We start from the raw sequence: 23,436 nt of genomic DNA on the forward strand, positions 1-23,436 counted from the left end.
GTCCTTGACGCGAGCTCTCCGGGCTAGGAGGCTACCTCGTTCGAGGCGGTAAGCGGTCGAAAGGTCAATTCATACGCAATATCAGCGCTGATCTCGCCATCATGAACGGTTACCGCCAATCAGGTGGAGCGATTGGTTCGGCTCGGGAAATGGCGGAAGTCGTCGGATCGGGTTGCGGTGTGCTTGATGTGTTGGGCAAGTCCGTTGATCTGTCTGAGGATCTCCTCGGTACGTGCGGTGAGGTCGAGGTGTCGCACGTGGATTCTGGTGCCGGCGCCTGGAAGGTTGTGGATGCTGCCGGTCGGTGGGCCGTCGGCGTAGATGAGAGTTGCTTCGGGTAGGCCGGTGGCGGTTGCGTAGGCGAGAGTTTGGTAGAGGTGCTGGGCGTCGCCGGTGCCGGTGTCCATTCGGTATTTGAGTTCGCCGACGAACCGGCACCGGCCGTCTACCCAGTAGCTGAGGTCCGGCTGAACATTCAGTTTCCGCTGGTCGTCCAGGTGCAGCGCTGGCGCGTGCTTGCCGGCGGGGAATTCGTGTTCGGTGAGGCCGAGGGCGCGTCGGGTGGCGGTGCGGACGAACCTCTCGAAGACGTGGTGCATGGCGACGACGAAGCCGGGCGTGTCTACTCGCCTGGCGCCGAGGTCTGCTTCGGTCTCGGTGAGGATGAGTCGGGCGAGTTCGACGGGTGGCCGGTAGTGCTCGTTGAGCCGGGTCCAGCGGATCTCAGGCAGGCGATTCCGCCGCAGCGGGGGAGGGGTGACGCCTTCGAACAGGCGTCGCAGGCGCGCCAAAGACCGCTGAGTCGCGATCCGGTGCACCTGAACTTCGGCGAGCTTCTCCAGTGCGGCCGCCAGCAGCTGGTTCTCGAGGATGTTCTCGTCGTGCGACTGGTAGGACACCGCAAGCGGCAAGTCCCGGCCGGGGGAGTGGCGTAGCTGCCGTGCGAAGTCGATCCGGCCGCGGACGGTGTGGAGCCGGTCGTGGCGGCCGCGGTAGCCGCGCAGGACGCCGGTTCGGGTGGCGCGGTCACACAGCTGGGTGAAAAGGGCGGCGACGGCTTCGGTCAGGGACTCCGTCTCGTCGAGGACAGCATCGTCGGTCCATACGGGGTCGAGGGCGTGGGCGATGAGGAAGAGAACACGAGAAATCGCCAGCTTCGGTGCGACGACGATCGAGGTGTCGTCGACCAGGACGGTGCCGACCCTGTCGGCGGCGCGGACGTTGTAGAGGCCGTCGCCAGTGTCCGCGCGGGTGACGGTGCACTGGAATCTGTCCCTGAGGACTTTGACTTCGGTTTGGGTGAGGCGATGCGCCTCGGCCTGCTCGTATTCACGGAAGTTGAGTATCTTCATCGGTGCTTCCGGTCACCTCCGCCCGGAGCTGCGCCAGGGAAAGTCCCGCGAGTTCACCTTCGCGGCCGTGGAAGTGGTCGCGCAAAGTGGGGAGCACCGCGTGGTCCCAGACCAGCTCGAGCCAGTTGTCGTCGATGGCGGTCGGGCGGAAGAAGTGGCTGGGACCGATGGCGGCGTCCGGGTCGTTGATCTTCTCGTTGGCTTTTGCCACGGCGTCGGCGAGCCACTCGAAGCCCGGCTGGTGCTCGCGGAGGTACTTGCGGAGCACACCGGCGACTGGATCGGTCTGGGGGGTGAAGTCGACGAAGTAGAAGCGTCGCCGCAGCGCGCTGTCGAGGAGGGCTATCGACCGGTCCGCGGTGTTCATCGTCGCGATCAGCAGCAGGTTCGACGGCAACTGCACCGGCTGTTGCCGGTAAAGTAGCTGTACGGACTCTTTGCGGTACTCGAGAAGGAAGTAGAGCTCCCCGAAGACCTGGGCGACGTTCGCCCGGTTCAGCTCGTCGATAACAAGCACGAACTGGAGGTCCGGGTGCGCGGCGGCCTCCTCGGCGATACGCAGCAGCGGTCCTTTCCTGAGATCGAACCCGCTGCCCTCCTGCCGCGGTCGATAGCCGTCGACGAAGTCTTCGTAGGAGTAAGTCGGGTGGAACTGCACGAGGTGAACCCGCTCGGCCGACCCCGCGATCCAGTCGGCCAGCTTCCGGCCGATGTAGGTCTTGCCGGTTCCGGGCGACCCTTGGAAGATCACCTGCTTCTTTTCGTTGAGCAGCTGGATCACGCGCTCGAGGAACAGCTCGTCCAGGTAGAGCTCGCCGGCCAGGTCACTGAGGGACTGTTCGACAGCCTCGGGTACAGAGGAGCCGGCAGTGGTGTCCGCGGGAGCTTCCGGTGCAGATCGCACGGGCAGTGCACCGCTGCCTCGGCGCCACCCGCGGAAGGCGTCGGCTTCGGCCTCGGTCCAGCCGACCGGAGGATCGTACGTCATCAGGGTCCAAAGCAACGACTGCGCTTCAAGCCGGTCGGCGAGGGGCTTGCCGTGCCGGCGGAACGCGTCGATCACTTGGTCGAGGAAAACGAGGAACACCTCGTAGCGTTCGCCCTCGGTCGCGGAGGGCTCCGGCTTCGTGTGACCGGTCAGTCGGTAAGCGAGATCGACCGGGGTTGCCCGCCACGGTGGATAGGCGACCACATCGACGGCGCCGAGCAGCGCCGAGGCGAGACTGAGCCGAGCTCCGATACCGGACACCGCTGTGGTGGGCACTTGGTCGAGGAACCGGTCGATGGAGGCTGGCCCCGCCTCGGTCCAGAGGTCGGCGAGTATCCGCTGGTTGTCCTCAGCTTCGTCTAGCCAGGTGAGGAAGCTATCGACAACGCGCCAGTCGACGAGGTTCGACCGACGCAGCACCTGCAGGTCGGTGCCGAGGCCCGACTCCCGGGCAGCGCGCAGCGCGGCCGCGCCTTCGAGCTTGTACTGCTGCTCGTTCACCGCGAGATCGACGGACTCCCGGATTCGTTCACCCCACTGGATCAGCGAGTTCCAACGGCTGTTCTCCTCTTGCCATTCCCACAGCAAGGGTGCTCGGTAGAAGTTGACGAACTCCTCCGACTCCCATCGGCCGTTCGGCGCCAAGCCGTTCGCCACGGCCGCGATCCGGAACGACGGGTGCTCGTCGGCCCCGCCGGCGAGCACGGGCCAAGTCTTGACGATCTGCTGACGGTGGTCCCGGCTGACGACCGGGGCGAACACATCCGGGAACAACAAGTGCTCGAGCGAAAACCGCTGGATCGCTGCGCCGTTGTCCACCAGCCCGTCCAGAAGTTCGATAAAGGCCTGTGGCTCGGTTAACGCCCGACGCCGTTCGGCCTCAGGAAGGCGCTTCAGGGCTGCGACCGTCTTGATCAAGTACGCGTACTGGCGCCACCGGTAGTTGTTGTAGCCCTGACCGGGGTTGATCAGGCCGGACTCCAGCGCATGGGCCAGCCGCCCGGGAACCTCGTGGTGACCGTCGGCGAACCCGAGCACGGTCCGCACCTGTTGCATCTTCTTCGCTCCGCCGATCGTGCTGCTGCGGGCGATCAGCAGGTGCACGTAGAGCAGTTCGGCCGCCATCTGCACAGCGCCCGGGGACGCGTCCGCCAGCTGACCGCGGAGCTTGCCGAGGAAGGTGCCCTCCCCAAGGTCCGGTTGCTCCACGAAGTCACGCACCAGGACCTCGGCGTTCCCCAGCGTGGAGATCCGGTTGTCGTCGAACAGCCCCAGATCCTCGAGCAGGCAGCGGTCTCGCCACAGCGCGGCCGCCGCGTAGACCGGTTGGGCCGAGGGGTACGGGATTCGGGTACGGGTCATGGGAGCATGACACCAGAAATCGCGCTCGGCTGCGACTGTTGGCGACGTTGTTGCCCTGGATCCTCAGAGATCACAGCCTTCTCCTATGAGCACTCGGTTGCCTACCTGGACGATGCCGAGGCCTGCTTGGCACGCGCTGCGCGCGGCATCCTCAGGTGAACACACGATCGGCTCATCGTGCATATTAAAGGAAGTATTGATGAGCGCCGGCCGTCCCGAAAGCCTGCGGAACTCCCGGAGGAGTGCACCTAAATCGGGACTACGGTGAGGGTCGACCAACTGTGGGCGCGCGGTGCCGTCTTGATGAACTGCCGCGGGAAGGTAGCGTTGAGCCTTATCGTTGCACAGCACCGAAGTCGTCATATATTGGGTCGGACCGACGACCTTGGACAGTCCTGAGAAGAGGTCCGGTCCGTCTTCGGCGAGGACGATTGGGGCGAAAGGCATCACGTGCGAACGGCGAAGTCGCTCATTGAGCTCGCTTGCGGTTCGGACGTCGCTGGCGGGGGCGAGGACTGATCGGTGGCCGAGCGCCCTGGGACCGTACTCGCAGCCACCCACGAATCTCGCCGCAATGTGTCCTTCGGCCAGCGCAGCCGCGATTTGGGACTCAGCGGGAAGGTTACTGTCGCTGAGTCGATAGCCGCGGCCGATGAAAGTGCCTACGGCCTCGTCCTCGGAGTATGCAGGACCGAGAGCGATGTTATGCAGTGGCATGGGGCGACGGTGGTGAACCGCGGCGTATGCCGCCGCGGCGGCACCCATGGCGACTCCCGCGTCGGTCATTCCAGGATGGACGTGCAGTTCGTCGACGCATGGAAGATCGGCAACTCGACGGTTCAGGCTGACATTGGCGAACACGCCGCCCGAAGCGACGAGAACGCCGATTCCTTCCTTGTTGAGATGATGCGTGACCAAGGCCAGGACCGTTTCCTCCAAGACCAGTTGGACTGTCGCCGCAACGTCGTCTCGCTCGATCCCTTCGATCATGGCGGTCATTGCCTCGTTGTGGAACGCGGGAACCCGGTCCGGGTAGGGGCCTTGCACGATTCCACGGCTCAGGGAGCTGTGCAGCCGGCCGTCAGTGCAAGACACCAGCTCCCGCAAACGCGTCAGGAGACGAGCGTGCGGGCGTCCCGTTGCTGCCATCGCAGTCAGCTTGCCTTCGTCGCGTTGGGGGCGCAGGCCACACGCGACTGTGGCGGCGGAATACAGGTGCCCCAGGGATGCTTCGGTCGGGATCTCCAAAATAGAATGCAGCCGGTGCCCGCGGCCATGGTGGACGGAACCACTCAAGTCGTCACCTTTCCCGTCGAGGGTTACGACGACGGCGGTTTCAACGGGGGAGAGCAGAAACGCTGCCGCGTGGCAGGTGTGATGGGGAACGTGCACGGTCTTGGCGCGGACCAGGTCGACCCCAGCTTCCGCGGCGGTGCGCGTCGCCTTCGCGATCCTCGCGCGCTGAGTTTCGAACGGCATCATGAGTAGGCCCGCAGTGTCCATGCCGAGTTCGGCCGCTCGGTCCAATCTTTGTACTTCTCCCGACCGGACGGCATCGAGGAAGCTGTTGATCGATCGTCGATGCAGCGCACCGGGCTCCTCCAACCCGATCGCCACCGTGGTGATCTCCTCGGTGGATGCGGTGACGCACCATTGGGTGGAGTGCACCGGACCTAGTGTGCCGTCGGGGCGACAGTCGTGGTTCTTGACGCGCGAGAAGCGCTCTTCTTCTACCGCGGCGATGACTGCACCGTCGACTTCGGAGATGAGGGCGGCGCCGGCGTTGTGTCCTTCGTAGATACCGAGGATTGCCATCAGGCGACTGCCCTTCCGCCGATTTTGATGCGGAGAAGTTCCCGGCCATAGGAGTGCTCGAGCAACGGCCCACGGTGTAGCACCCGGTGGTTGTCGAACATCACCAACCGTCCGTCGGCGGCGACAGGGCCATACCACTCGAGCTGGTCTGATGCAAGCGCCTCTTCGATGTGCCGCACGCCCCTAGCAAGGGCAGGGGACATTCGGTCTCGGAGTGGGTCGACGGCGGGCAACACCCAGCGAGGGACCGCCGGATCCAGGATCGCGCCCCACAGCTGCGGAAGGTCGGGGAAGTTGTTCCGCCACGGCAGGACTTCGCCCCGGAGCGCTGAGAGGGCTTGTTGGTCGGACACCAGCACATCGTGCAGGTATCTTAGCGGGAGAACGCCGGTCGGCTTCATGTCCACGTCCCGGCTGGAAAGGTTGCCGAGCAGTGTATAGCGGTTCGGCAGGAGCCATGGCGTGCTGTCGGTATGCCATGCTTGGTCGTGTCGGTGCCCCACACCGGACACGACATGGCTGACCGACCCCCCGACGTCGTCATGAACCGTCTCGGGTGCCATCCCGAGCCACACGGCGAACAGCGCACCCGCGAGAGGGGTGGTTATCGTGTCCGGAAATGAGATCGTGGCGTGGGCAGCGTCGCTTGTGAGAGCGGTGAAGAGCTGGTCCTGGAATTCGCGCACCGCGAGTTCGCCCGCGCGTGTGACGACGTCGACCAAGTCCCGCCACTTGGAGGGAGATCGCAGTGCGCTTGTGACATCCCGCACGGAGCGGAGCTCGAACATCGGGCGGCTGAACCACCCTTCCGGCATTGGCACCGTGGCTGGGCTCGTGAGCATCAGGTACTCCCTGGTCAGCGGGACGGCCTGTCCGAGTGGAAATGACGATCGAGGATCTTGCGCACCACCGCCCGGCGTTCGGGCGTGGCTTGCATCGTGACGTGGACGTCCATTGCCTCGTCGTAGAGCAAGTCGCCGAACCGCCCGGCGAACGTTCGGCGGAATCCGTCGAGGAGACTCAATCCGAAGGACGGGTATGTGGAGTCCAGGGAGTGCGCCAGGTAGAAAGCGAGACTGCGCTGGCGCGTGGTGTGCGGATCACGTTCGCGGTAGTTCTCCAGGCTGAAGGCGGGGTGGCATGCATCGAGCAGGAGCTTGGGTACCTGCCAAACCGGCATGACCAGTCTCTGCTCTCCCATGCGGCGAATGGGGTACTCCAGCGGTTGCTGGCCGTTCATCACCATGAACAGCAGTTCTGCGAGCAGATCTTCACGGTTGTACCCGAACGCGAGATCGGTGAAGCCGCGTGCCCGGCCGAGGGTCCGCGCTGTCTTGAGGATGAGGAACGTACCGAAGAAGTGGATCGCTTCATGCCCGAAGGCTCGTTCGAAGTCGGCGAAGAACGCGTCTAGCGAGGTCGTCATTTCCAATAGCGCGGCCAAACGCTGCGGCGTGTAGACGGTGTGCTCGATACCCAGCTCCTGACAGAGCACGGATGCTCGGTCCGCCGCCGCATCGGTCATGACGTCCCGAAATGTCAATGTGAACGCCGTCAGCCGGTCGGCAGGCAAAGAATTATGTAACCCATACGCCAGCGCGTTGCTGTCGCCACCCCCGGAGACGCCGAAGACGCATCCGCTTTCCGCGATGCTGTTCTCACGCACAAAGGACGTCACCTGGTCGCTGACGAGTCGCCGAGCTTGATCGGGGGTCACGGTGCTGCGGTTCAGCTCGGCTAGCCCCGTTCGTTCCGCCACAATGGATTCGAACCCAGCCCCTACCTCGGCGGCGTCCCCACCGGTGGCCCGTGGCGGCGGAAGAATCGTGTCGAACAAGGTATTGCGCAGGGCTCGAATGACGATGCGGTCGGCCGAATTGATGAGAGCTTCGTAGGAGCTCCATGGAGGAATCGGAGTGAGGCCGGTACCGGTGACGGCATAGGCCTGGAACAGCGTCGTGGGCAGCTGCAGTGCTCGAAGAGTGTGGGCGACCGTCGGTCCGATGGGGTCGATCGCCATTTCTCCGGTGACGTGCTCGATCGTCAAAAAGCTTTCTGACATGGGGCTCCTCGGCTCAGGCGGGTAACAAGCACGCGGATCGACTGCCGAGCAAACTCGGTCGAGCGTCGTCGGCGGCCGGCTGATCGGGCAGTCGGGAAAGCGTGGCCTGGAGGAAGGCGCGCGAGTAGAGTTCGGCCGGGCAGCTGCGCTTGCCCAGGCTGAATGGCAAGTACCAAGGGTTGGTGCGAGTCCCACGACGTGCTGGCCCGAACTCGGTGGGTTGCGACCACCCGCGGTGATCGCGATGGAGCAGCCATGGGCTGGTCAATAGCAGGGTGCCCACCGAAACTCGTGTTGCGCCCAAGTCCAGGGAATCGGTGCACTCACGAACGATCAGCCAGGCTGGCGGGGCGATGCGCAGGAGCTCACTGATCGCTGAGCTGCTGACGGTCGGCCCTGTCACGCTGAGGGTTTGCGCTGATCGGATCGCTGCGGCGAGGCTGGACCAGCCCGCGAAGGACAGCGCGACGATTTCCGAGGCGATCGCCTCCCCCGGCCAGCCGCGAGTGGTGAGTTCGCGCACGAACGGTGAGGTGGAGGACAGGGTCGCGGTAAGTTGGTCGACCAGGTCTCTCCGCTGGTCTGTCTCGACATGCGGGCGCACGGTCAGCTCGTGTACTACTGCGCTGAGCAACTCGGCGAACGCTTCGTCGGGAAGCGTGCCCGCGAGGTGTGCCACCAGAGCGAGGCAGGTGTCCGGATACGCCTGACTGCTGATCAGGCCCTCCTGGTCACTTGCGCTCCGGCGCAAAGCAGCCAGTACATCGGTTCTGGCCGGAATGAAACGGTCGCCACCCAGAGACACATAACCACCGACACCCCGAGCCGACGCAGGTGACCGGCCCTTGCGAACGAATGCGGACGATAAGGCCTTCCGCGCGGTCGTCGGCTCGCGAAGCAACAAAGTCGCTCGGCCATCGAGGCTGAGTTCGGGCACGTCGACTTTGGTCTCCAGAGACACCAGGTGGTCGAATAGTGCCGGGCGATCGGTGAACTGGAATCCGGGCAGCGACCGCATTGATCACATCTGGGCAGTCAGCGCCGAGGCGCATAGGACGAACTCGACGCCGCCCTCGGTCATCGTCTCGAATCCGGTCTCGGGCAGGGTTGAGAAGACGATCGACTCGGCGACGGTGACATCATCGGCAAGTTGTGTGGACATTTGTCTACCTCCATCGAAACGGGTGAGAACGGATCGTAAGCTGAACCGTCATGATTGAGCAATGGGCCAACTGGTCGGAGAAGACTTGCCTTGTGTGGGGTTGACAAAAACAGGGCATTTTCGGGCGAATGACATCGCCCATCGGTATGCGGCGTGTCCACCTGAGTTTCCATTGAGGGACTGCTACTAGTGTCGGATGTTCCAGTAGATTTCCGGGTAGCATACGCCGGTGGTGCTGCCTCGTTGGCCGGCAGCTGTGAACTCGACCGCGGTGACATTCTCGAGTGGGAGATCGATGTCGACGTACTGACTGCTTTCACCACCGGGATTCGGTATCGCACCGGACTTCCAAGGGTGCCCGTTTACGGAAATCGTCCACATAATCGACAGGTCGCACAGTGGGAACACCCCGATCCGGCTGTGAAAGACGTCGTATGCAGAGTTGTTCACGGTGAAGGTGGCGTGAACATTTTCCAGCTTCCAATAGAACCCGTGATCGACTTCGCATGATGCGGCGGTGCATGGTTTGTCGTCGGGCATGTCGCCGCTCTCATAGCGAAGTGGCGCCTTTGGTATGACGAATGCCGCGACTGTGTAAAAGGCGAGGTGGAGACAGATGCTGAGAACGATAGGTGACCATCGGAAGGCGTTTCGCTCGGCTGGCAGGAAGGCGATGAGCGATAAGGTGAGTGAGCTTCCGGCACCGATCCATAAGGCAGTGGACAGCCAGTGGCTCCGTTCGATGTTCGCGAATGTACCGATCATCGCGAACAGGGCTAAGCTGACGGCGAAGGTGATGACCAGGTAGACGGCGAAGAATATGACCGGCGAGCTGCTGGTCGGCTGGGTCGCATCGGGAAGGGGAAAGCTCAGCTCCTCGTAATCGCGGGTAGGACGTGGGAGCCGCGGTGCAGCGGGCAGTGGCGCGGGCGTCCTGTAGGCCGGCGGTGAAGGTGTTGCGACGATGGGGGGTGGAGTTTCCACGGCCGACCAAACCGGAGTGCCGGCGACCGGCGGGACCGGGGAAGATGGATAAGGGTCCGGGGGCAGCAGAGGTGGCGGCATCGGCGGAGCCGGCGGCTGGAACATCGCCCGCGCGACCGGATCGTAAGCGGGATCGAACCGGTGAGCGATTCCTTCACGGATCTCCCACGCTCCGTGGTAGTTCTGGACGTCGCCGAACGGCAGCCCTGTGACATGGTCGGGTGTGAAAGCACCGCGTGGGTCCTCGGGAAACCCGTTCCCTCCGGGAATGAAGTTCTCCATCGATCTCCCCCTTGGATGGAACGCCGAATCCAGGGCTGGCATGGTTTAGTCGGAAACCACTCGCGGTCTGTTACGTGTGTCGGTGTGCGTAACGGCGACAGGTCCCTACGCGACCACAGGGTGTTCATGGCAACAGCGGCAACGCTCGCGCAACGGCAGCGGACGATCGGCGAAGGAAGTTCGATGGGCTGCAACAACCTTGTCGAGCAACTCGACGAAGTCCGCACCAACCCCGGCAACCGAGCGATGCTCGGTGAGTTCGGTGAAGCGGTGGCCGAAGTCTTCTTGAACGAGGTGCTCGGCCACGAGGTCGTGTTCGACGCCGCGACCCGCTCAGGTCCGCAGGGAATCGACCTGGTGACGTTCGACGGCGAGCGCATCGTGGTCGTGGAGGTAAAGGCGACAGCCAGTGGCCGAAGCCTCGGGCCACGAATGACATCGACCACGACGACCCGGCAGATGAGCGATGAGTGGGCAGGCGGAGGCGGCCGTCCGGCAGCGGCGAACATCGATCAGGTTACCGTCGCGGACGTGGCCGAGCACTACGTCGACAAGATGGTGGTGCACGTCGACGTCCAGCAGGACCGAGTTGCGATCCATGACGTCGATTCGGCGGGCCGCGTGACGAGGGAAGCGCACACCACGATCGGGCTGTCGGATCTAGTCAGGTTCGTCGATGCGATCAACGCGGATGCGGGGCACCGGTGAGCCCGCGAGCTGTGCATCCCTCATCGGCTGTCGAACGCGGGCCCACCGTGGCGGCGTCGCGGATCGATGACTTCTCTGTTCGGTACGGATTGACCGTGCCCCGGTCATGGCGGCGATGGGCCGGACGACAGGCCTGGGAGCGGCAGCCGGACACCGGCTGGGAGCTCCTGGGCCTGAAGCCGGGGCCTTCCGGGCTCGACGCGGCCGCGGTGCTGGCCGGGACGCGGTTCGCGCGTCCGGACTTTCCGGCCTACCTGCTGCCCGTCGAGCAGTTGCCGGAAAGTCAGCTGGCGTGCGTCCGACTCGATGGCAGTGACGACCCGCCGGTCGTCATCGTCGATCTCGAAGACTCCGCCACTTGGCACGAGACCCGGTTCCCCGTGTTCGAGCGGTTTTCGCACTACGTGACGGACTTCGAGGATCAGGCCCACGCGTGGCGCCGGATCAGCAACTTCCTGCGCGCTCTGCAGACCGGCTCGGCTCACGGGCGCAGGACGCCTGGACAGGCGCCCCGTCCTGATGACTGGCGGGTGTACCGCTTCTGTTCGCAGAACGTAGTCGTGGCCATGGTGCTGCTGCGCTTCAACCGCGACGACAATATTCTGGACGTCGGCGCTTGTCTCATCACGGCCTTGTCGTCCCTCGATCCGGACGCGCCCGCCCGCGCGTTATGCACGCTCCTGCTCGCCGAAGCTCACCGATCAGGTGGCGACCTTACGGTGCGCTTTGTGCGCGGTACTGGCAACAACGCCGCTTCGGTTCCGATACCCGGGGCCGTGTGCCGCTGGTCCGATCGCGTGGGCGTCGTACTCGACCGCCGCGGTGGTCTCGTCGACAGGGATGCCGGCTGCCGCCTGTTCGTCGAGTCGGTGAACATCGGCGAAGCTCTGCGAACGCTTTTGCGCGAAGCTGACGCAGCAACCGCCGCGGCAACGTGTTACGGGGTCGCCAGCGGGTTGTGGGCCGCCTCGGAGGTGGAAACGCTGCTCGCCTGGTCACCCAGTGCGGGATTCGTTTTGCGCGGTCTGACCGACCCAATGGACCGGGCACACTATGCATGTGACGTCTCGGACGTCCGGGTCGCGATGCTGGTCGCGGCGGCACACCGCAAGATGAGCGCCGGCGTCGGAGATGCGCTGCTCGATGCCGAAGACGTCGGGCAGCGAATCGGGTTCACTGCGAACAACGACCTGACCTGTGATTTCACCGCTGACCGGATCGATCTCACCGAATGGATGTTCGGTGGCTACCCGGCATTCGCCGTGACCGAGCTGCGGCTCGCGGTCGCAGACGCCGAACCGGATCAGCTCGCCTCCGCAGTCTACGCCTCGATCCACCGGGTGAGCGGAGCCGATGGATCCGCAGCTGTTCTGTGCCCCCGCGACATCGTGAGTCTCGCCGAGGCCGACCGCGAGCGGCTCGTGGTGGCGGCCGAGGAGGCCGGCGTGGTGATCCTTGCCGCGCCGGAGTACACGCCCGGGCTCACGATCCAGGCTGTCGACAAGCTGACGCGAGCCAGAACGGCCCGCCAATGAACGACCACTTCCTGGTGATCTGGACCGTGCCGGGGCCCTGGCCCGGGACGACCATGCCCGATCCCGACGGTTTTGCCGACTTGGTGCGGTCGGCGATGACCATTGAACGTCGGGTCGCGGGTGGACACGCCGGCCAGGAGGACTCCCGCAGGTTCACCGCGACGAGTGCGGCCATCGAGCGCATCGCCAGGCGCCGGGGAACTCCGATCGCCACGATCACCAGAGCGACCCTGCGGCGGTGGGCGGCAGCTGAGACGTCGGCCAGGGCGCTCGCCGGCTTCCACCTGCCGCAGGACGCCGAGGCATGGCTGCGCGAGCTCGCGAACGAGGTCGGCCTGGATGAGAATGGTGTGCTCACGAGTGCTCTCGGCCCGGTGCGGGACGAAAGGCGTGGCATCGTCCTGTCCACCGCGCCGGCGCCGGTCGGTCCACTGCTGCACGGTCCTCAGGTGGTGGAACCCCCTCCGGCAAGTCCCCGGAAGCCGGACCCGTCGACCGCGAGCCGTCTTGCCGCGGCTGAGCCGATCTGGAAGCCGTTCAGCGATTCACCGCCGAGGCTTCGGTCCGCCGCGCGGCTTTGGAGCCAGCTCGTCCGTGCAGTAGCGGAGGGTGAGGTGGTGCAAATCGGCGCCGGTGCTCGGCACGACGTCCTCACCGAAGCACTGCGTCACATGGCGTCGGTGATCGGACGACCACACGACCTACGGCTGACGTATGTCGACGGCTCCGAGGCAGAACCGTTTCCGATCATCGCCCTTCCACATCGGCCGGCGAATACGGGCCGGACCGTGCGGGTCGGCCTGATGTCCATGCGGCACACTCAGCTAGACTCGAAGGTAGAGGGTTACTGGTTCCGCAATCGGCTGGTTTCGACCAGCCGGACGTTATCCGACACAGACCGCTTCTGTGCCGCCGCCACGACAGCGAAGCTGACCGAACTGAGCAGCGCCGGCATCACGCAGGTCGAGCTGATACAAACCGGTTTCGAGCCGGCAGTGATCGGATTCTACCGGGGACTGTCGACATGGCTGGCCAAAGGCGGTCGGATCGAAGTACGTCCCCTGTACCTCATCCATGACCTCGTCCAAGGGAGCCCGTGGGTGACGGAAGGTGACGGCCGGTGATCCGTGACTGGACAGTGCGCTGCAAAGACTGTGGCGAGAGCTTTTCTTATTCTGATCGATCGGTGCAAGAGGCCGTAGAACGTGGCGAATCACGTCCTGAGCGTTGCACCGCGTGTCGGTCAAAGCACAATCGAGATACCTCGCGCATGGGCGCCGCGTACGTCGACCTGGACCCCGGGCTTCGGCCCGTTGAGGCCGGCCGACTCAAGGCCGGCCGGCTCGGACGGCTCGATCGCGGCGAGCGCCCACACGTAGCCGGCGACGACGACCCTCCGTCGATCGAAGCGACGACCTTCGGTATCACCGACGATCATATCAGGCAGCTCCTCGTGGCCATGGACAATCATCAGGTGATCGTGGTGGCGGCGCCGACCGGCTCGGGGAAGTCGACGTTCCTGCCTTGGCGGCTCCTGAATCCACCGGCGCCACATCCGAAGGACGCCGTCACGCGGCACGGAACGATCGTAGTGACGCAGCCGAGAATCGAGGCTACTCAGGGGATCCCGCGCTACATCGGGGAGAAGCTCCACGGCGCTCGGGTAGGAGCGGGACTCGACATCGGGTTCCGACACTCGTCGGCCCGCGACCAAGCCGACTCCCGCAACCGGCTGGTCTACGCAACCGACGGGACCTTGGTGAATATGGTCCGTCGAGGTGAATTGGCGGGCTGCTCGGTGATCATCATCGACGAGGCGCACGAGCGCAGCCTGAACATCGACCTCATCTTGGCGCTGATGCGACGGGAACTGATCGCATTGCCGCAGCTGCGGCTGCTGATCGTCTCCGCGACAATCGACGCCGCAGCATTCGCCCGCTTCTTCCAGCCGGAAATCCGCACGACGGCCATGGCCTTCCCGGGCAAGGAAGGAATGCCCGTCCACGATCGGTGGCGCCCAGACTCGCCCCTCCCCGAAAGCCAATGGCCTGCCCGCATGCCGGGCGAGGTTGCGCGGGTGACACACGAGGTGCTTCGGTGGATGGCGAGTGGCGAACGACCGGGAGACATTCCCGGCGACGTTCCGCTCCACGACGGGGACATCCTGGCCTTCCTGCCGGGGAAACGGGCGATCAACGCCGCGATCGACGAACTCGACAGCCTGGTAGATGAGGACAGCGACCTGGCCGGTCAGGTCGAGGTCCTGCCGCTGTACGCGGAGCTCTCGGAGACCGAGCGGGCCCGCGCGCTGAAGCGCGCCCGGAAACGCAAGGGCACCCGATGGAGGGTGATCGTCGCGACCAACATCGCGGAGACATCCCTGACCGTTGACGGCGTGCGGCACGTGATCGATTCCGGCTTGATCAACACCACCGAATGGGACGTGTCGACCTTGACGACGGTGGTGCGTCCCCGGCCGCACTCGAAGTCCGGCCTCAGGCAACGTCGAGGACGTGCAGGGCGGACCGCTCCGGGTGTGTGGCACTGCTTGTTTACCAAAGCGCAGTTCGACGCGCTCGAGTTCGAGACGCCGCCCGAGATCGTACGCGCACCACTGGAGAACATCGTCCTCGCCGCTGCGGCCGCCGGCGTAAGCGACCCGGCGTCCCTGCGCTGGATGCCGCCTGGTCCGCCGGAGGAGGAGATGCGTCGTGCCGCCGCAACCCTGCGTGGCATGGGCGCGCTGACCGAGCACGGCGACCCGACCGTGCTGGGGAACGAGCTGGCTTCGTCTCGCGAGTCGTTCAGCGCCGCGAGCGTCCTCTTGTGCGCCGATGAGGCCGGCGTCGCCATCGAAGCCGCGACGGTACTCGCGGCGATGCAGGACCAACGCTGGACTAAGCTGTTGCGCTGGAGTTCGGCCTGGTCGGCAGCCACCCGAGTGCGCGCCGACCGCTTGCTGGCCGCCCTTTGCGCCGGCTGCGCCGACGACCTGGACGTCACCCTGCTGCTCGTGCACGAGTGGGAGGCCGCCGAGGCGCGACGACGCCCTGCGTTGGCCGATCGGTATCTGCTGTCCGGGGTCGTCCTGGACTCCATTCTGCGCCGGCGGGCTGAACTGCTGCAGTCGCTGCAGTCGCGAACCAAGACGTGCGAAGTGCGGGACATCGATCTCCGATTGGGCGATCGGCTGCGGCGGGTCATCGCGTGGACCAGTCCCAACGCCATCTACCGGGATGCCGAAGGGGAATGGCAGCCCGCCTTGGTGCCCCGAGCAGATCCGGATGTCGTTGCTCGCCTGCACGATGGCGCCCGGCCGGCGATCGGATCCGGAAGTCTGCTGTCCCGGCGTCCTTCGCCTCCCTTCGTCGTCGCTCCTGTGCGGGACCGCAGGCGACACTGGGTTTCACCCTTGCAGGAGCCAGTCGACCGCGTGACCTTGGCATTCTGCGTCGCCCTCGAGGAACATCATCTCGCAGGCAACGTTCCCCTGCTTGCTCATGTCGCCGGTCACCAGCACGGGGCGGTGATTCGTACTCCGGTTGTCCTACCCGGCGATCGTCTGCTGGTCGAGCCGGTCGGGCCGAGAAAAGATGGCCTTCAAGTACGGGCGCTGACCGCACAGCCTCCATTGCGACTGTCCGACGTCGACTTTGTCGACGAAGGACCGCGCGGTGACGAGAGTGGCGACCTGGCTCAGCGAGAAGCGTCGGGGAAGGACACGACCGGCTTGGAAGAGGATCCGGTGAATCCTGGGGACTTTCTGCTCCCCGAAGAACCGGCCTCTTGGTTGGTGCGCCCCGACGATGAGGGAGAACCCGGTCATCCGGTGAACCCGTATGCCGAGGTGGAGATCGTGACACAGGACTACGATCCGGACCACCCGGTGGTCATGGTCACTGAATTCGCCAGGGGGACGGTGTTCGCCCAAGCGGATCCCGCGGCAGTCGCTGAACACTTCGCCCGACGTTTCGGCCCCGGAGATCGGTGCACTGTAGAGGTACGCGATATACGTGTCCTGCACCGTGACCGTCGCAGCGTCCTCATCGCCCGGGAGCAGGAGACCGGGGCCGAGATAGCGTTGACCGCCCGGGACCTTGGATTCGGGATGCGCGATGTTTCCTTGGGGAAGATTCCTCCAGGGATGAGCCGGAACCTAGGTGTTCTCGTGGTCGACGCCGATACCGGCCTGATCCAACTTTCGGCGTTGCCGGACATCGCGGCGACGCTCACCAGGCTGGCGAACACGACACCAGAGCCGTTCACCGGGACAGTGGTCGATGCCTACAGCGAGTCCCTGCACGTCACGCTGACCCCCGACGGAAGCCGTCTGAGGGACGACGACCCGCCGATAACGCTGGAGATACGGGCAAGTGACCTACCTCGCAGACCGGTCGAAATGGCAGTCGGTCGTCAAGTGCGGGTCCGCCTTAACAACCGGGCACGGCCAGAGGTCTCCGTGGACTTGGATGCGCCGAACCTGAAGGTCCCGACAGGACCATTCCAACAGGTCGGTGCCACCCTGGTCCTGCGTGACACGGTGACCGCTCAAGACGTTCTTGGGCTCTACCGCGCGGCGCGCGACCTACCGGTGGCGGAGCTCGTGGCGCTCCATCGGGCGGTGGAGACGCTTCTGATCAGAAAGCTCAGGCCACGAGGCCGGATTATCGACGTCACCGGGTATGCAGGGCTGCAGGACCAGAAGCGGGTCAGCGCACGGGTGGCCAACGTGAAGGAACGAAGCGTCACCATCGAAATCGAAGGCGGGATATGGGCGACCATCCCGCGAAGCCAGCTTGCCTGGCCTGGACAACAGCCTCCGAGCCTGTCCGCCGACGACCGAATTGACGTGGTGGTCACCGAGGTGGTACCCGAGCAAGGCAAGGTCTCTGTGACGTTGCGTGATCCACGGACGGATCCGCTCGCCCGGCTGGCCGTCGGTGATGTTCTGAGCGGGGCAGTCATCCGGAGCGACCGGAATGGTGTGATCATGACCGTCGCCGATCCAGGGATTGACGTTTTTGTGCCCGCTCGTGAAATCGAGCTCAGCGGGGATGAGATCGGGGAGACGTTCGGTCACGGATCCACGCTGATGGCGCGAGTGATCGAAGTGCACCGCGACCAACGGCGCGTGATCGGGAGCCGGTGGCTTCGCCGGGTACGGCTGGAGCTGCCGGCCGAAGTCTCCACGATAGTGGATGGCCCCCGGGGCCCGGCGGGGAAGCGGCTCGTTCACCTGGTCGGTGGAGGTGCGAATCTCCGGTTGGAGGGCGGTTCGCTGGAAGTCCGGTGGACCGATGAGCTGAGCGACTTCGAGATCCACCAGGCGCTCCGTCCGCTTCGAGAGGTACTGCACGGAAGCGTCGCGAAGATCCGGGTGCCGTACGCCGGCCCGCTCGGCGCCCAGGGCCGTGACGATCTTGCGGTGCGGTTCGGGAGTCTCGCCCGACTCGATCGCGAAGAAGAGGACGGACGATCGGCCTGGCTGCTGACGATCATCCACCCGCAGGCGCTACCGGTCGAGGAAATCATCTCCGACATCGCCCGGAGGTTTCCGAATCGTGTTCGCGCGACAGGTCTTCACGCGGTCGACGGGGTTCGGTTCCAGGATGCACGGAGGGCCTTCGTGCAGGGAGAACGAGAGCGCCGCGGGCGAAATGAGTCGGCCTCGGTTCTGTCGTTCGTGCGTCCCTGGAACTATCTGGACATCGGAGCCGGGGATACGTTCGATGACGTAGCGCGCCGGCTTTGGGAGTGCGGGCTCTGGCTGCAAGAACCCGTCTGGATAGCTGAAGACCGGGTGGTCGAGGTGTCGCGCCGAGGAGTCGGCATGGCGCCGTGACGTAACTCGTAACCTTTCCGACAGTAGCGGGCGCCGCCGTCATGTCGAGGTAGCAGCCGAGTAGCTATTGGCTGATGCGCTTCGACAAGAAGAGCGTTGCGGCCATGGAGTAGACGACCATCAGAACGGCGAGCGATCCGACGTCCAGAAGGAGGTGAGAAGGTGTGGACGACCAAAGCCATTCTCGGGCAGGGCTGGCCGGGGGCAGTTTGATCGAACTGGCCAGCGCCGCCAGTCCCCACCGGGTCGGCAGGATCATGCTGATTACGTTCAGCGCGTCCATGCCCGGCAGACTGAAGGTGGCACCATTGAGCGCCACGGCCAGGACGGCGGTGGCCGTGGCCCAGCCGACAGACTGCTCGATCTTGACCGCGGCGGCGGAGATGACCAGACCGAGCACCATCGCAGCGGCCGCAGTCGCGGCTACGGCCAGCCAAAGTTCGACAAACGGCGGCAATCCCGTTAGCGAAATGTCCAAGCCCGGACGAAACACGAGATAGCCACCGACGAGGATGACTGATTGCAGGAGAGAAATTATACCGAAGAACAGGAGCTTCGACAAGATAACCGCGGCGGGCGCCACGCCGGCCAGAAAGTCGCGACGGAGTATATCCACAGTGGGAACTATGTCGTTATAGGTGAGTGCCTGGCCCGTGAGCATGGCAACCGTGATCAGGAGGCTGCACACACTGATGGCCTCGAGATTTTCGGTTTGAGCAGTGTATAAACCCGCAGAATTCGAGACGGCCGCCGCTAAGACTGCGCCGCCCAGTGGGACTACGAGCAGCTGAAGCAAGCCGATGAACCCGCGTGCGTGTAGCAGAAGCTGCTGCCGGTACATGAGCAAGCGGATTTGCTGGCCCAGGCTCGGGCGATGGCGCCGGGGTTGCAGCGTGGGCGTCTCCGAATTGGACACGTGCGGTTGTGGCCTGGCGTCGGGAAGGGACGGAGCTGGGGCGAGAGCCGCAGGATCAGCCAGCTTGTTCATCAGCTCCGGAGAATTCTTACTACCAGTCGCGGTTAGGATCGCCTGTGGCCTGCCGTCGAAACACAACCGGCCGCCGCTGCCGAGTGCGACAACCCGGTCCACCTGCTCGAGTGCATTCGTCGAATGCGTGACGACCAGAACTGTTCGGCCTTCGCCGGCGATCGCGCCGAGTTGGTCGAAGATTGCTGCCTCCCAGCCCGGGTCGAGCGCCGACGTCGGTTCGTCGAGAAGTAGGAGCAAGGGCCCGGCGAGCAGCTCAACAGCCAGCGAGACGCGCTTGCGCTCACCGCCCGAAAGCGAGTGTAGCGGCTTGTCGAGCACCCCGACGATGCCGAGACTAGCGGCGAGCTCGCCGATCTTCTTTCCGCGCTGGTCTGCGGTGAGCCCGCGGGGGAGTCGAAGTCGCGCTGTGAATGTGAGAGTCTGCCGCGCGGTCAGCGAGAGATAGAGGTGGTCGTCTTGCGGTACATAGCCGAGCAGGTGACGGAATTCGGAGCCGCGGGTCACCAGGTCCAAATCGCGGAACCGCACGCTGCCGTGGGTGATCAAGCGACGGTCGAGGAGCGTGCGCAGCAGCGAAGACTTTCCGGAACCGGACGGACCGATGATGGCCGTAACGTGACCGCTTTCGGCGGTGAAGCCTACGTTCCTGATGGCTTGGCCACCCGCTCCGTTGCGTGCACTAACGCCGTCGACGACAAGGCCGGGTATGCGAGGGGTGAGCCGCGTCACCGATCCGCCGTCGACTTTGAACTCTTCTTCACCAATGGTGAACCTGTCGCCGCTTCGTAACATCGCCCAGAGAATGGCGTGGCCGTTGACGAACGTGCCGTCGCCGTGACCGTGGTCAAGCAGCCGGAACTTGTCTCTGATGGGCGACAGTACGGCGTGCTCGGGCGCGACACCGTCACCCCGGACCACGACGCGGCCGTCTCCTTCGTCAGTGCCGAAGATCAGCCGGTCCCGAATTTGGTAACCCGCCTCTGCGGCAACGGAGAATTGCCCTGGCCTTGCAGGGAGCGAGGCGACCGACTGGACCGTGTGGACCTCCGGGGTCGCCTTCCCATGGACCTCTAGAACGATTTGTGTGCCGTGTGTGGCGAAGCGCACCACGCCGGAAGTGGGGACGTCCCCGAGATAGACATACCGGTTCGCGTCCACGATCGCGCCGGTCGCTGTGACTTGCACGTCCGGAAGCAGCACGCGGATCAGCCATTGGCCCTGGTAGAGAACTTCCGCGAGGGGCAGGATGCCAAGCTCGGAGATTGTGACCCCGTCGCTGCCTGTGCCACCTAGCCGAAACCGCTCGCCCGGTGCCAAGCGCCAGCGGCGATCCAGAAGGCTGAACTCGAGTTCGTGGACGGTCAAGGATTCCTCCATTATCAATTGAAGAGAACCAAGAGCACGACTGCCAGCACCGGCACGGCCAGGAACAGCAGCACAGCCCACGGCCAAACTCTGCGAGGTGACGGCCGCGGTGGCTGTGAAGGTGGCAACGGCGGCCGGGGGCCCGGTGTCCGAGACGGCGGCGGCCGGCGGCGTGACCGTGCGGAAGAAGGAAGTCCGCCAAGCGTGGGAACCGGAGCAGGAGCAGGAGCAGGAGCGGCAGCGGAAGTAGGAGAGGGGGTCAGAGGCCACGGCACGTACAAGCTTCCGTCAACGCGCACGTAATCTCGGTTCTCGCGCACTAAGGACTGCCAAGTCGTTGCGAGTTCGTCCCATCGGGCACTCCGGTCGCCCGACACATCCGGACCTGACCAGCTCTCGCGCAGGAGGTTGATCGCTGCCGTGTGGATGAAACTCTTCAGCTGGGGGTTGTCGAAGTCCACCGGTTGCGTAGTTTCTAGCAGACTCTGAGTGGTGATTAAGGAAAGCTTGGCGTAGTCCGTCGAGGGAGTAAAGCTGTCCGCCCACGCTACTCGGTAGTCCAATGGGTCGGCCGGGCGGAAGGGGCTGGGCCCGGTCAGGCATGCGAAGGAATCACAGTCGAGGAAATATACGTGGCCTGCGCGGGAGAGCTCGAATACAGTGTTCCGTGGTTGAAGATCGCCGATGGCGTAGCCATGCGTATGCATCCAGAGCATGACCTTGGCGACGTCGGCGAGAATCGCCAGTTTTCGAGGTATTGAGACATACTCTTCGGCTGGTTCACATCGATGCTCGCGCACCATGAGTCGATCGATGAAACGCAACTTTCGCGGCATTGTCGCCGACTGGGGCCGCCACATTACTCGCTCTGCGGGCTGCATGATGAATCCACGCGTTCGGTTCTCTTCGGTCACCAAGCTGATTGGCCAGGCGCACACCGAGTCAAGCTTAACCCGTTCTTCAGGCGGCAACTCACGGCGCCAGCAGACGTAGTCGGCCAGCGCGCTACCATCGACCTTGCCTCTATTGTCTTCGTCATAGGACTTGAAGACGTACTGTGTGTTCGCATCGTTCTTAAGAGAGATAAGCCGAACGGAATCCGCCTGCCCTCCCATCCCCAGTGACGGCACGTTCGCCGACACGAGCTCTTCTATCCCGAGCGACTCCGGAGGATCCGTCATCCGAGGTACGTCTGATCGCGCGAGTGGTGCCAGATGCCGATCGCGGTGCTGTCGTCGTCGTAGGTGGAGAGTTCGTACGAGACGTCGCGAAGAAAGCACATTCTGCTCGGCGGCGTTCGCCACTCAGCCGTCAGTGCCGCAGCGAAGGGGCTGGTGCCCCCGCCTAATGCGTCGGCGAACCCGTCGCTGGTGAGGACAATGGCTTCATCTGGACCCCAAGCGAAGTTGCGGTACTGAACGCGTTCCGGATGCTTTGGAAGGCTGTCGACCGCGTTCTCGCCGGTCAGGGTAACCGGGGTGTTCATCGCGCTGGGTAGAAGCTGGTCCCACCGGTCTGAGCGCAGCAGCCAGGCCGGTGAGTCGCCGATCGTGACGACACAGGCCTCGTGACCGTTGCCCGCGTAGCTCGGTACGATGGCGATCGTCAGAGTAGTCGAGGGCGTCCCGTTCGCTGAGACTATACGCTGCTTTGCCTGAGGATGACTGCGCTCCGGCGTATCGATGCTGATGCCCGTCACGATACGGGCCACCTCGGTCATGACGGCTGTCCAATCAATGCGCAAGGTCCCCTGTCTCAGGTGGTCTTGGCAGATTTCGGTGCCGGCTCGCACTGCTGCTGCGGCGGCTTGGCGCGCGTGCGGCGAGCCGCCGACACCGTCGGCGAGCGCGGCAATCACCCAGGCGCCGTCTTCGGTCGCAGTGACAGCGAACGCGTCCTCCCGTTGCTTGGCCACGTGTGCGTGAGCACGTCCCTGGCGGCTGGCGGCCACGACGACGACCTCAGCGAATACGCCGCCGTCCGCGATTAACGAGCCGGTCGCCGAGCTGGCGCCCAGCGGCAGGAGCGGGCACGTCTGCTTTGGCGGCATCCCGATGACCCGGGGGGAGGGGTCGAGCTGATCCCGTTGATTATCTCGGCGGCGGTGCCTACCGCCGCCTGCGTGCTGCGGTTCGTATTTGACAGATCCGCGACCCTTGGTGAGGTTCTTCTTTCCGCGGGACACGACTCACGCCTTTCGTTGTAGTTGACGCATTCCCTCGGGCGCGCGGACGACAAGTTCATCTTTCTGGACAGACTGGGAAACGGTGAAGACGATGACCTTGAATAGACTGTCGAGCATCGTGCTGACTGGCGCAGACGAGTTGGAGGCAAAGGCAAGCGGCCTATCATGATAGGCGGTAGCCGCCGCGGTGAGAGTGTCTTCGTCGATGTCGCCGAAGCCGAACGCGATGATGTTTACTTGGTGGTCGAGGCCCTCAGTTAGCTGGTTACGCGCCGGAAGCCAGGTAGTCTTTGGTTGTCGCTGGTTTCCCACAAATGGTTCGCCGTCGGTCAGGATGAAGATGTTGACCGGTCGTACTTCGTATGTCTCCTTTAGTCTCTTGATGTCGTTTCTTATTACTTCACCAAGAAAGGAGAACAGCTTTAAGTAATCTGTCTGGATTCCCTTGTTTAAATGACTGACTGTCAGGTCGTAGGCGCGGGTAAGTGGACGTGCCACGGCGGCTCGATCTGCGAACTCAATTATCGCGATATGCGCTTTCTCGCTGGTGGGCTCATCGGATAGCTCCAATGTGAGCGCTGATAACGAATTTGTCACGAGGTCGTGCGGGGTCGGACTGGGCAGGTTGTCCGACCACATTGATTTGGATATGTCGCAGGCTATGTAGAAGGGGTAAGCGCGAGGTTGTCCCGTGCTGGTCAAGGTTGCCTGCTTTCTGCTGCGCTATCGCGACCGTGACAGTTGGGTTGGCTGTGCCACCTTGATCCCGCTCGGGCCGGGCGCTGTTACGCGCCTTAGCCAGT

At 64.2% G+C, this 23,436-nt stretch carries 16 protein-coding genes; 5 read left to right on the top strand and 11 right to left on the bottom strand.

Annotation, left to right across the window (positions count from 1 at the left end; translation table 11 throughout):
• Positions 1-119: 119 nt before the first annotated feature.
• From ACLJQF_RS21555 to ACLJQF_RS21590, 8 genes are all read right to left on the bottom strand, one after another.
• Positions 120-1,352, bottom strand: a complete 1,233-nt coding sequence (locus ACLJQF_RS21555; RefSeq protein ID WP_410611076.1) for an McrC family protein — start codon at positions 1,350-1,352, stop codon at positions 120-122.
• The gene (locus ACLJQF_RS21560) at positions 1,330-3,702 is read right to left on the bottom strand and encodes an McrB family protein (RefSeq protein ID WP_410611077.1); all 2,373 of its coding nucleotides are present in this window, start codon (positions 3,700-3,702) and stop codon (positions 1,330-1,332) included. The genes ACLJQF_RS21555 and ACLJQF_RS21560 overlap by 23 nt, the downstream gene beginning before the upstream one ends.
• Before the next feature lie 63 nt (positions 3,703-3,765).
• Positions 3,766-5,517: a carbamoyltransferase C-terminal domain-containing protein gene (locus ACLJQF_RS21565; protein WP_410611079.1), complete on the bottom strand. Its 1,752-nt coding sequence runs from the start codon at positions 5,515-5,517 to the stop codon at positions 3,766-3,768.
• Positions 5,517-6,305, bottom strand: a complete 789-nt coding sequence (locus ACLJQF_RS21570; RefSeq protein WP_410611081.1) for a hypothetical protein — start codon at positions 6,303-6,305, stop codon at positions 5,517-5,519. Before ACLJQF_RS21570 ends, ACLJQF_RS21565 begins: the two co-directional genes overlap by 1 nt.
• Positions 6,306-6,373: 68 nt before the next feature.
• Positions 6,374-7,579 carry a hypothetical protein gene (locus ACLJQF_RS21575; protein ID WP_410611082.1) on the bottom strand — a complete coding sequence of 402 codons (1,206 nt, stop codon included), beginning with the start codon at positions 7,577-7,579 and terminating at the stop codon, positions 6,374-6,376.
• Positions 7,580-7,592: 13 nt separating this feature from the next.
• Positions 7,593-8,597 (bottom strand): cytochrome P450, encoded by a 1,005-nt coding sequence (locus ACLJQF_RS21580; protein WP_410611084.1) that lies wholly within the window; start codon positions 8,595-8,597, stop codon positions 7,593-7,595.
• A 3-nt stretch (positions 8,598-8,600) separates the two neighbouring features.
• Positions 8,601-8,741, bottom strand: a complete 141-nt coding sequence (locus ACLJQF_RS21585) for a hypothetical protein (protein WP_410611086.1) — start codon at positions 8,739-8,741, stop codon at positions 8,601-8,603.
• 186 nt (positions 8,742-8,927) lie between these two features.
• Positions 8,928-10,007, bottom strand: a complete 1,080-nt coding sequence (locus tag ACLJQF_RS21590) for a hypothetical protein (RefSeq protein WP_410611087.1) — start codon at positions 10,005-10,007, stop codon at positions 8,928-8,930.
• Positions 10,008-10,133: 126 nt separating this feature from the next.
• Between ACLJQF_RS21590 and ACLJQF_RS21595 the strand changes: the two genes are divergently transcribed.
• The 4 genes from ACLJQF_RS21595 (at position 10,134) to ACLJQF_RS21610 (ending at position 18,092) form a co-directional block, all read left to right on the top strand.
• Positions 10,134-10,715 (top strand): hypothetical protein, encoded by a 582-nt coding sequence (locus ACLJQF_RS21595; RefSeq protein WP_410611088.1) that lies wholly within the window; start codon positions 10,134-10,136, stop codon positions 10,713-10,715.
• Positions 10,716-10,810: 95 nt separating this feature from the next.
• Positions 10,811-12,250 (top strand): hypothetical protein, encoded by a 1,440-nt coding sequence (locus ACLJQF_RS21600; protein WP_410611089.1) that lies wholly within the window; start codon positions 10,811-10,813, stop codon positions 12,248-12,250.
• Positions 12,247-13,374, top strand: coding sequence for a hypothetical protein (locus ACLJQF_RS21605; RefSeq protein WP_410611091.1), 1,128 nt, complete (start codon positions 12,247-12,249; stop codon positions 13,372-13,374). The genes ACLJQF_RS21600 and ACLJQF_RS21605 overlap by 4 nt, the downstream gene beginning before the upstream one ends.
• A 146-nt stretch (positions 13,375-13,520) precedes the next feature.
• Positions 13,521-18,092, top strand: coding sequence for a S1 RNA-binding domain-containing protein (locus tag ACLJQF_RS21610; protein WP_410611092.1), 4,572 nt, complete (start codon positions 13,521-13,523; stop codon positions 18,090-18,092).
• Positions 18,093-18,156: 64 nt separating this feature from the next.
• Here the strand turns inward: ACLJQF_RS21610 and ACLJQF_RS21615 are convergent, their stop codons facing one another.
• Complete coding sequence (locus ACLJQF_RS21615; RefSeq protein WP_410611093.1) at positions 18,157-20,448, bottom strand: ATP-binding cassette domain-containing protein; 2,292 nt, start codon at positions 20,446-20,448, stop codon at positions 18,157-18,159.
• Positions 20,449-20,557: 109 nt separating this feature from the next.
• On the opposite strand from ACLJQF_RS21615, the gene ACLJQF_RS21620 reads away from it, so the two are divergent.
• Positions 20,558-20,698 (top strand): hypothetical protein, encoded by a 141-nt coding sequence (locus tag ACLJQF_RS21620; protein WP_410611095.1) that lies wholly within the window; start codon positions 20,558-20,560, stop codon positions 20,696-20,698.
• Positions 20,699-21,625: 927 nt separating this feature from the next.
• Here the strand turns inward: ACLJQF_RS21620 and ACLJQF_RS21625 are convergent.
• Together ACLJQF_RS21625 and ACLJQF_RS21630 are read right to left on the bottom strand one after the other, a co-directional pair.
• On the bottom strand, positions 21,626-22,633 hold the full coding sequence (locus ACLJQF_RS21625; RefSeq protein WP_410611097.1) for a protein phosphatase 2C domain-containing protein: 1,008 nt from the start codon (positions 22,631-22,633) through the stop codon (positions 21,626-21,628).
• Positions 22,634-22,636: 3 nt separating this feature from the next.
• Positions 22,637-23,335 carry a vWA domain-containing protein gene (locus tag ACLJQF_RS21630; RefSeq protein WP_410611098.1) on the bottom strand — a complete coding sequence of 233 codons (699 nt, stop codon included), beginning with the start codon at positions 23,333-23,335 and terminating at the stop codon, positions 22,637-22,639.
• Positions 23,336-23,436 lie beyond the last annotated feature (101 nt).

The sequence above is a fragment of the Amycolatopsis sp. lyj-109 genome, from assembly GCF_046548995.1.
GTDB lineage: Bacteria > Actinomycetota > Actinomycetes > Mycobacteriales > Pseudonocardiaceae > Amycolatopsis.

What these genes read in the sequence shown, in the direction of transcription:
- ACLJQF_RS21555 (WP_410611076.1), bottom strand. Translation starts at nt 1,352, where the DNA reads ATGAAGATACTCAACTTCCGTGAATACGAGCAGGCCGAGGCGCATCGC.
- ACLJQF_RS21560 (WP_410611077.1), bottom strand. Translation starts at nt 3,702, where the DNA reads ATGACCCGTACCCGAATCCCGTACCCCTCGGCCCAACCGGTCTACGCG.
- ACLJQF_RS21565 (WP_410611079.1), bottom strand. Translation starts at nt 5,517, where the DNA reads ATGGCAATCCTCGGTATCTACGAAGGACACAACGCCGGCGCCGCCCTC.
- ACLJQF_RS21570 (WP_410611081.1), bottom strand. Translation starts at nt 6,305, where the DNA reads ATGTTCGAGCTCCGCTCCGTGCGGGATGTCACAAGCGCACTGCGATCT.
- ACLJQF_RS21575 (WP_410611082.1), bottom strand. Translation starts at nt 7,579, where the DNA reads ATGTCAGAAAGCTTTTTGACGATCGAGCACGTCACCGGAGAAATGGCG.
- ACLJQF_RS21580 (WP_410611084.1), bottom strand. Translation starts at nt 8,597, where the DNA reads ATGCGGTCGCTGCCCGGATTCCAGTTCACCGATCGCCCGGCACTATTC.
- ACLJQF_RS21585 (WP_410611086.1), bottom strand. Translation starts at nt 8,741, where the DNA reads ATGTCCACACAACTTGCCGATGATGTCACCGTCGCCGAGTCGATCGTC.
- ACLJQF_RS21590 (WP_410611087.1), bottom strand. Translation starts at nt 10,007, where the DNA reads ATGGAGAACTTCATTCCCGGAGGGAACGGGTTTCCCGAGGACCCACGC.
- ACLJQF_RS21595 (WP_410611088.1), top strand. Translation starts at nt 10,134, where the DNA reads ATGGCAACAGCGGCAACGCTCGCGCAACGGCAGCGGACGATCGGCGAA.
- ACLJQF_RS21605 (WP_410611091.1), top strand. Translation starts at nt 12,247, where the DNA reads ATGAACGACCACTTCCTGGTGATCTGGACCGTGCCGGGGCCCTGGCCC.
- ACLJQF_RS21610 (WP_410611092.1), top strand. Translation starts at nt 13,521, where the DNA reads ATGGGCGCCGCGTACGTCGACCTGGACCCCGGGCTTCGGCCCGTTGAG.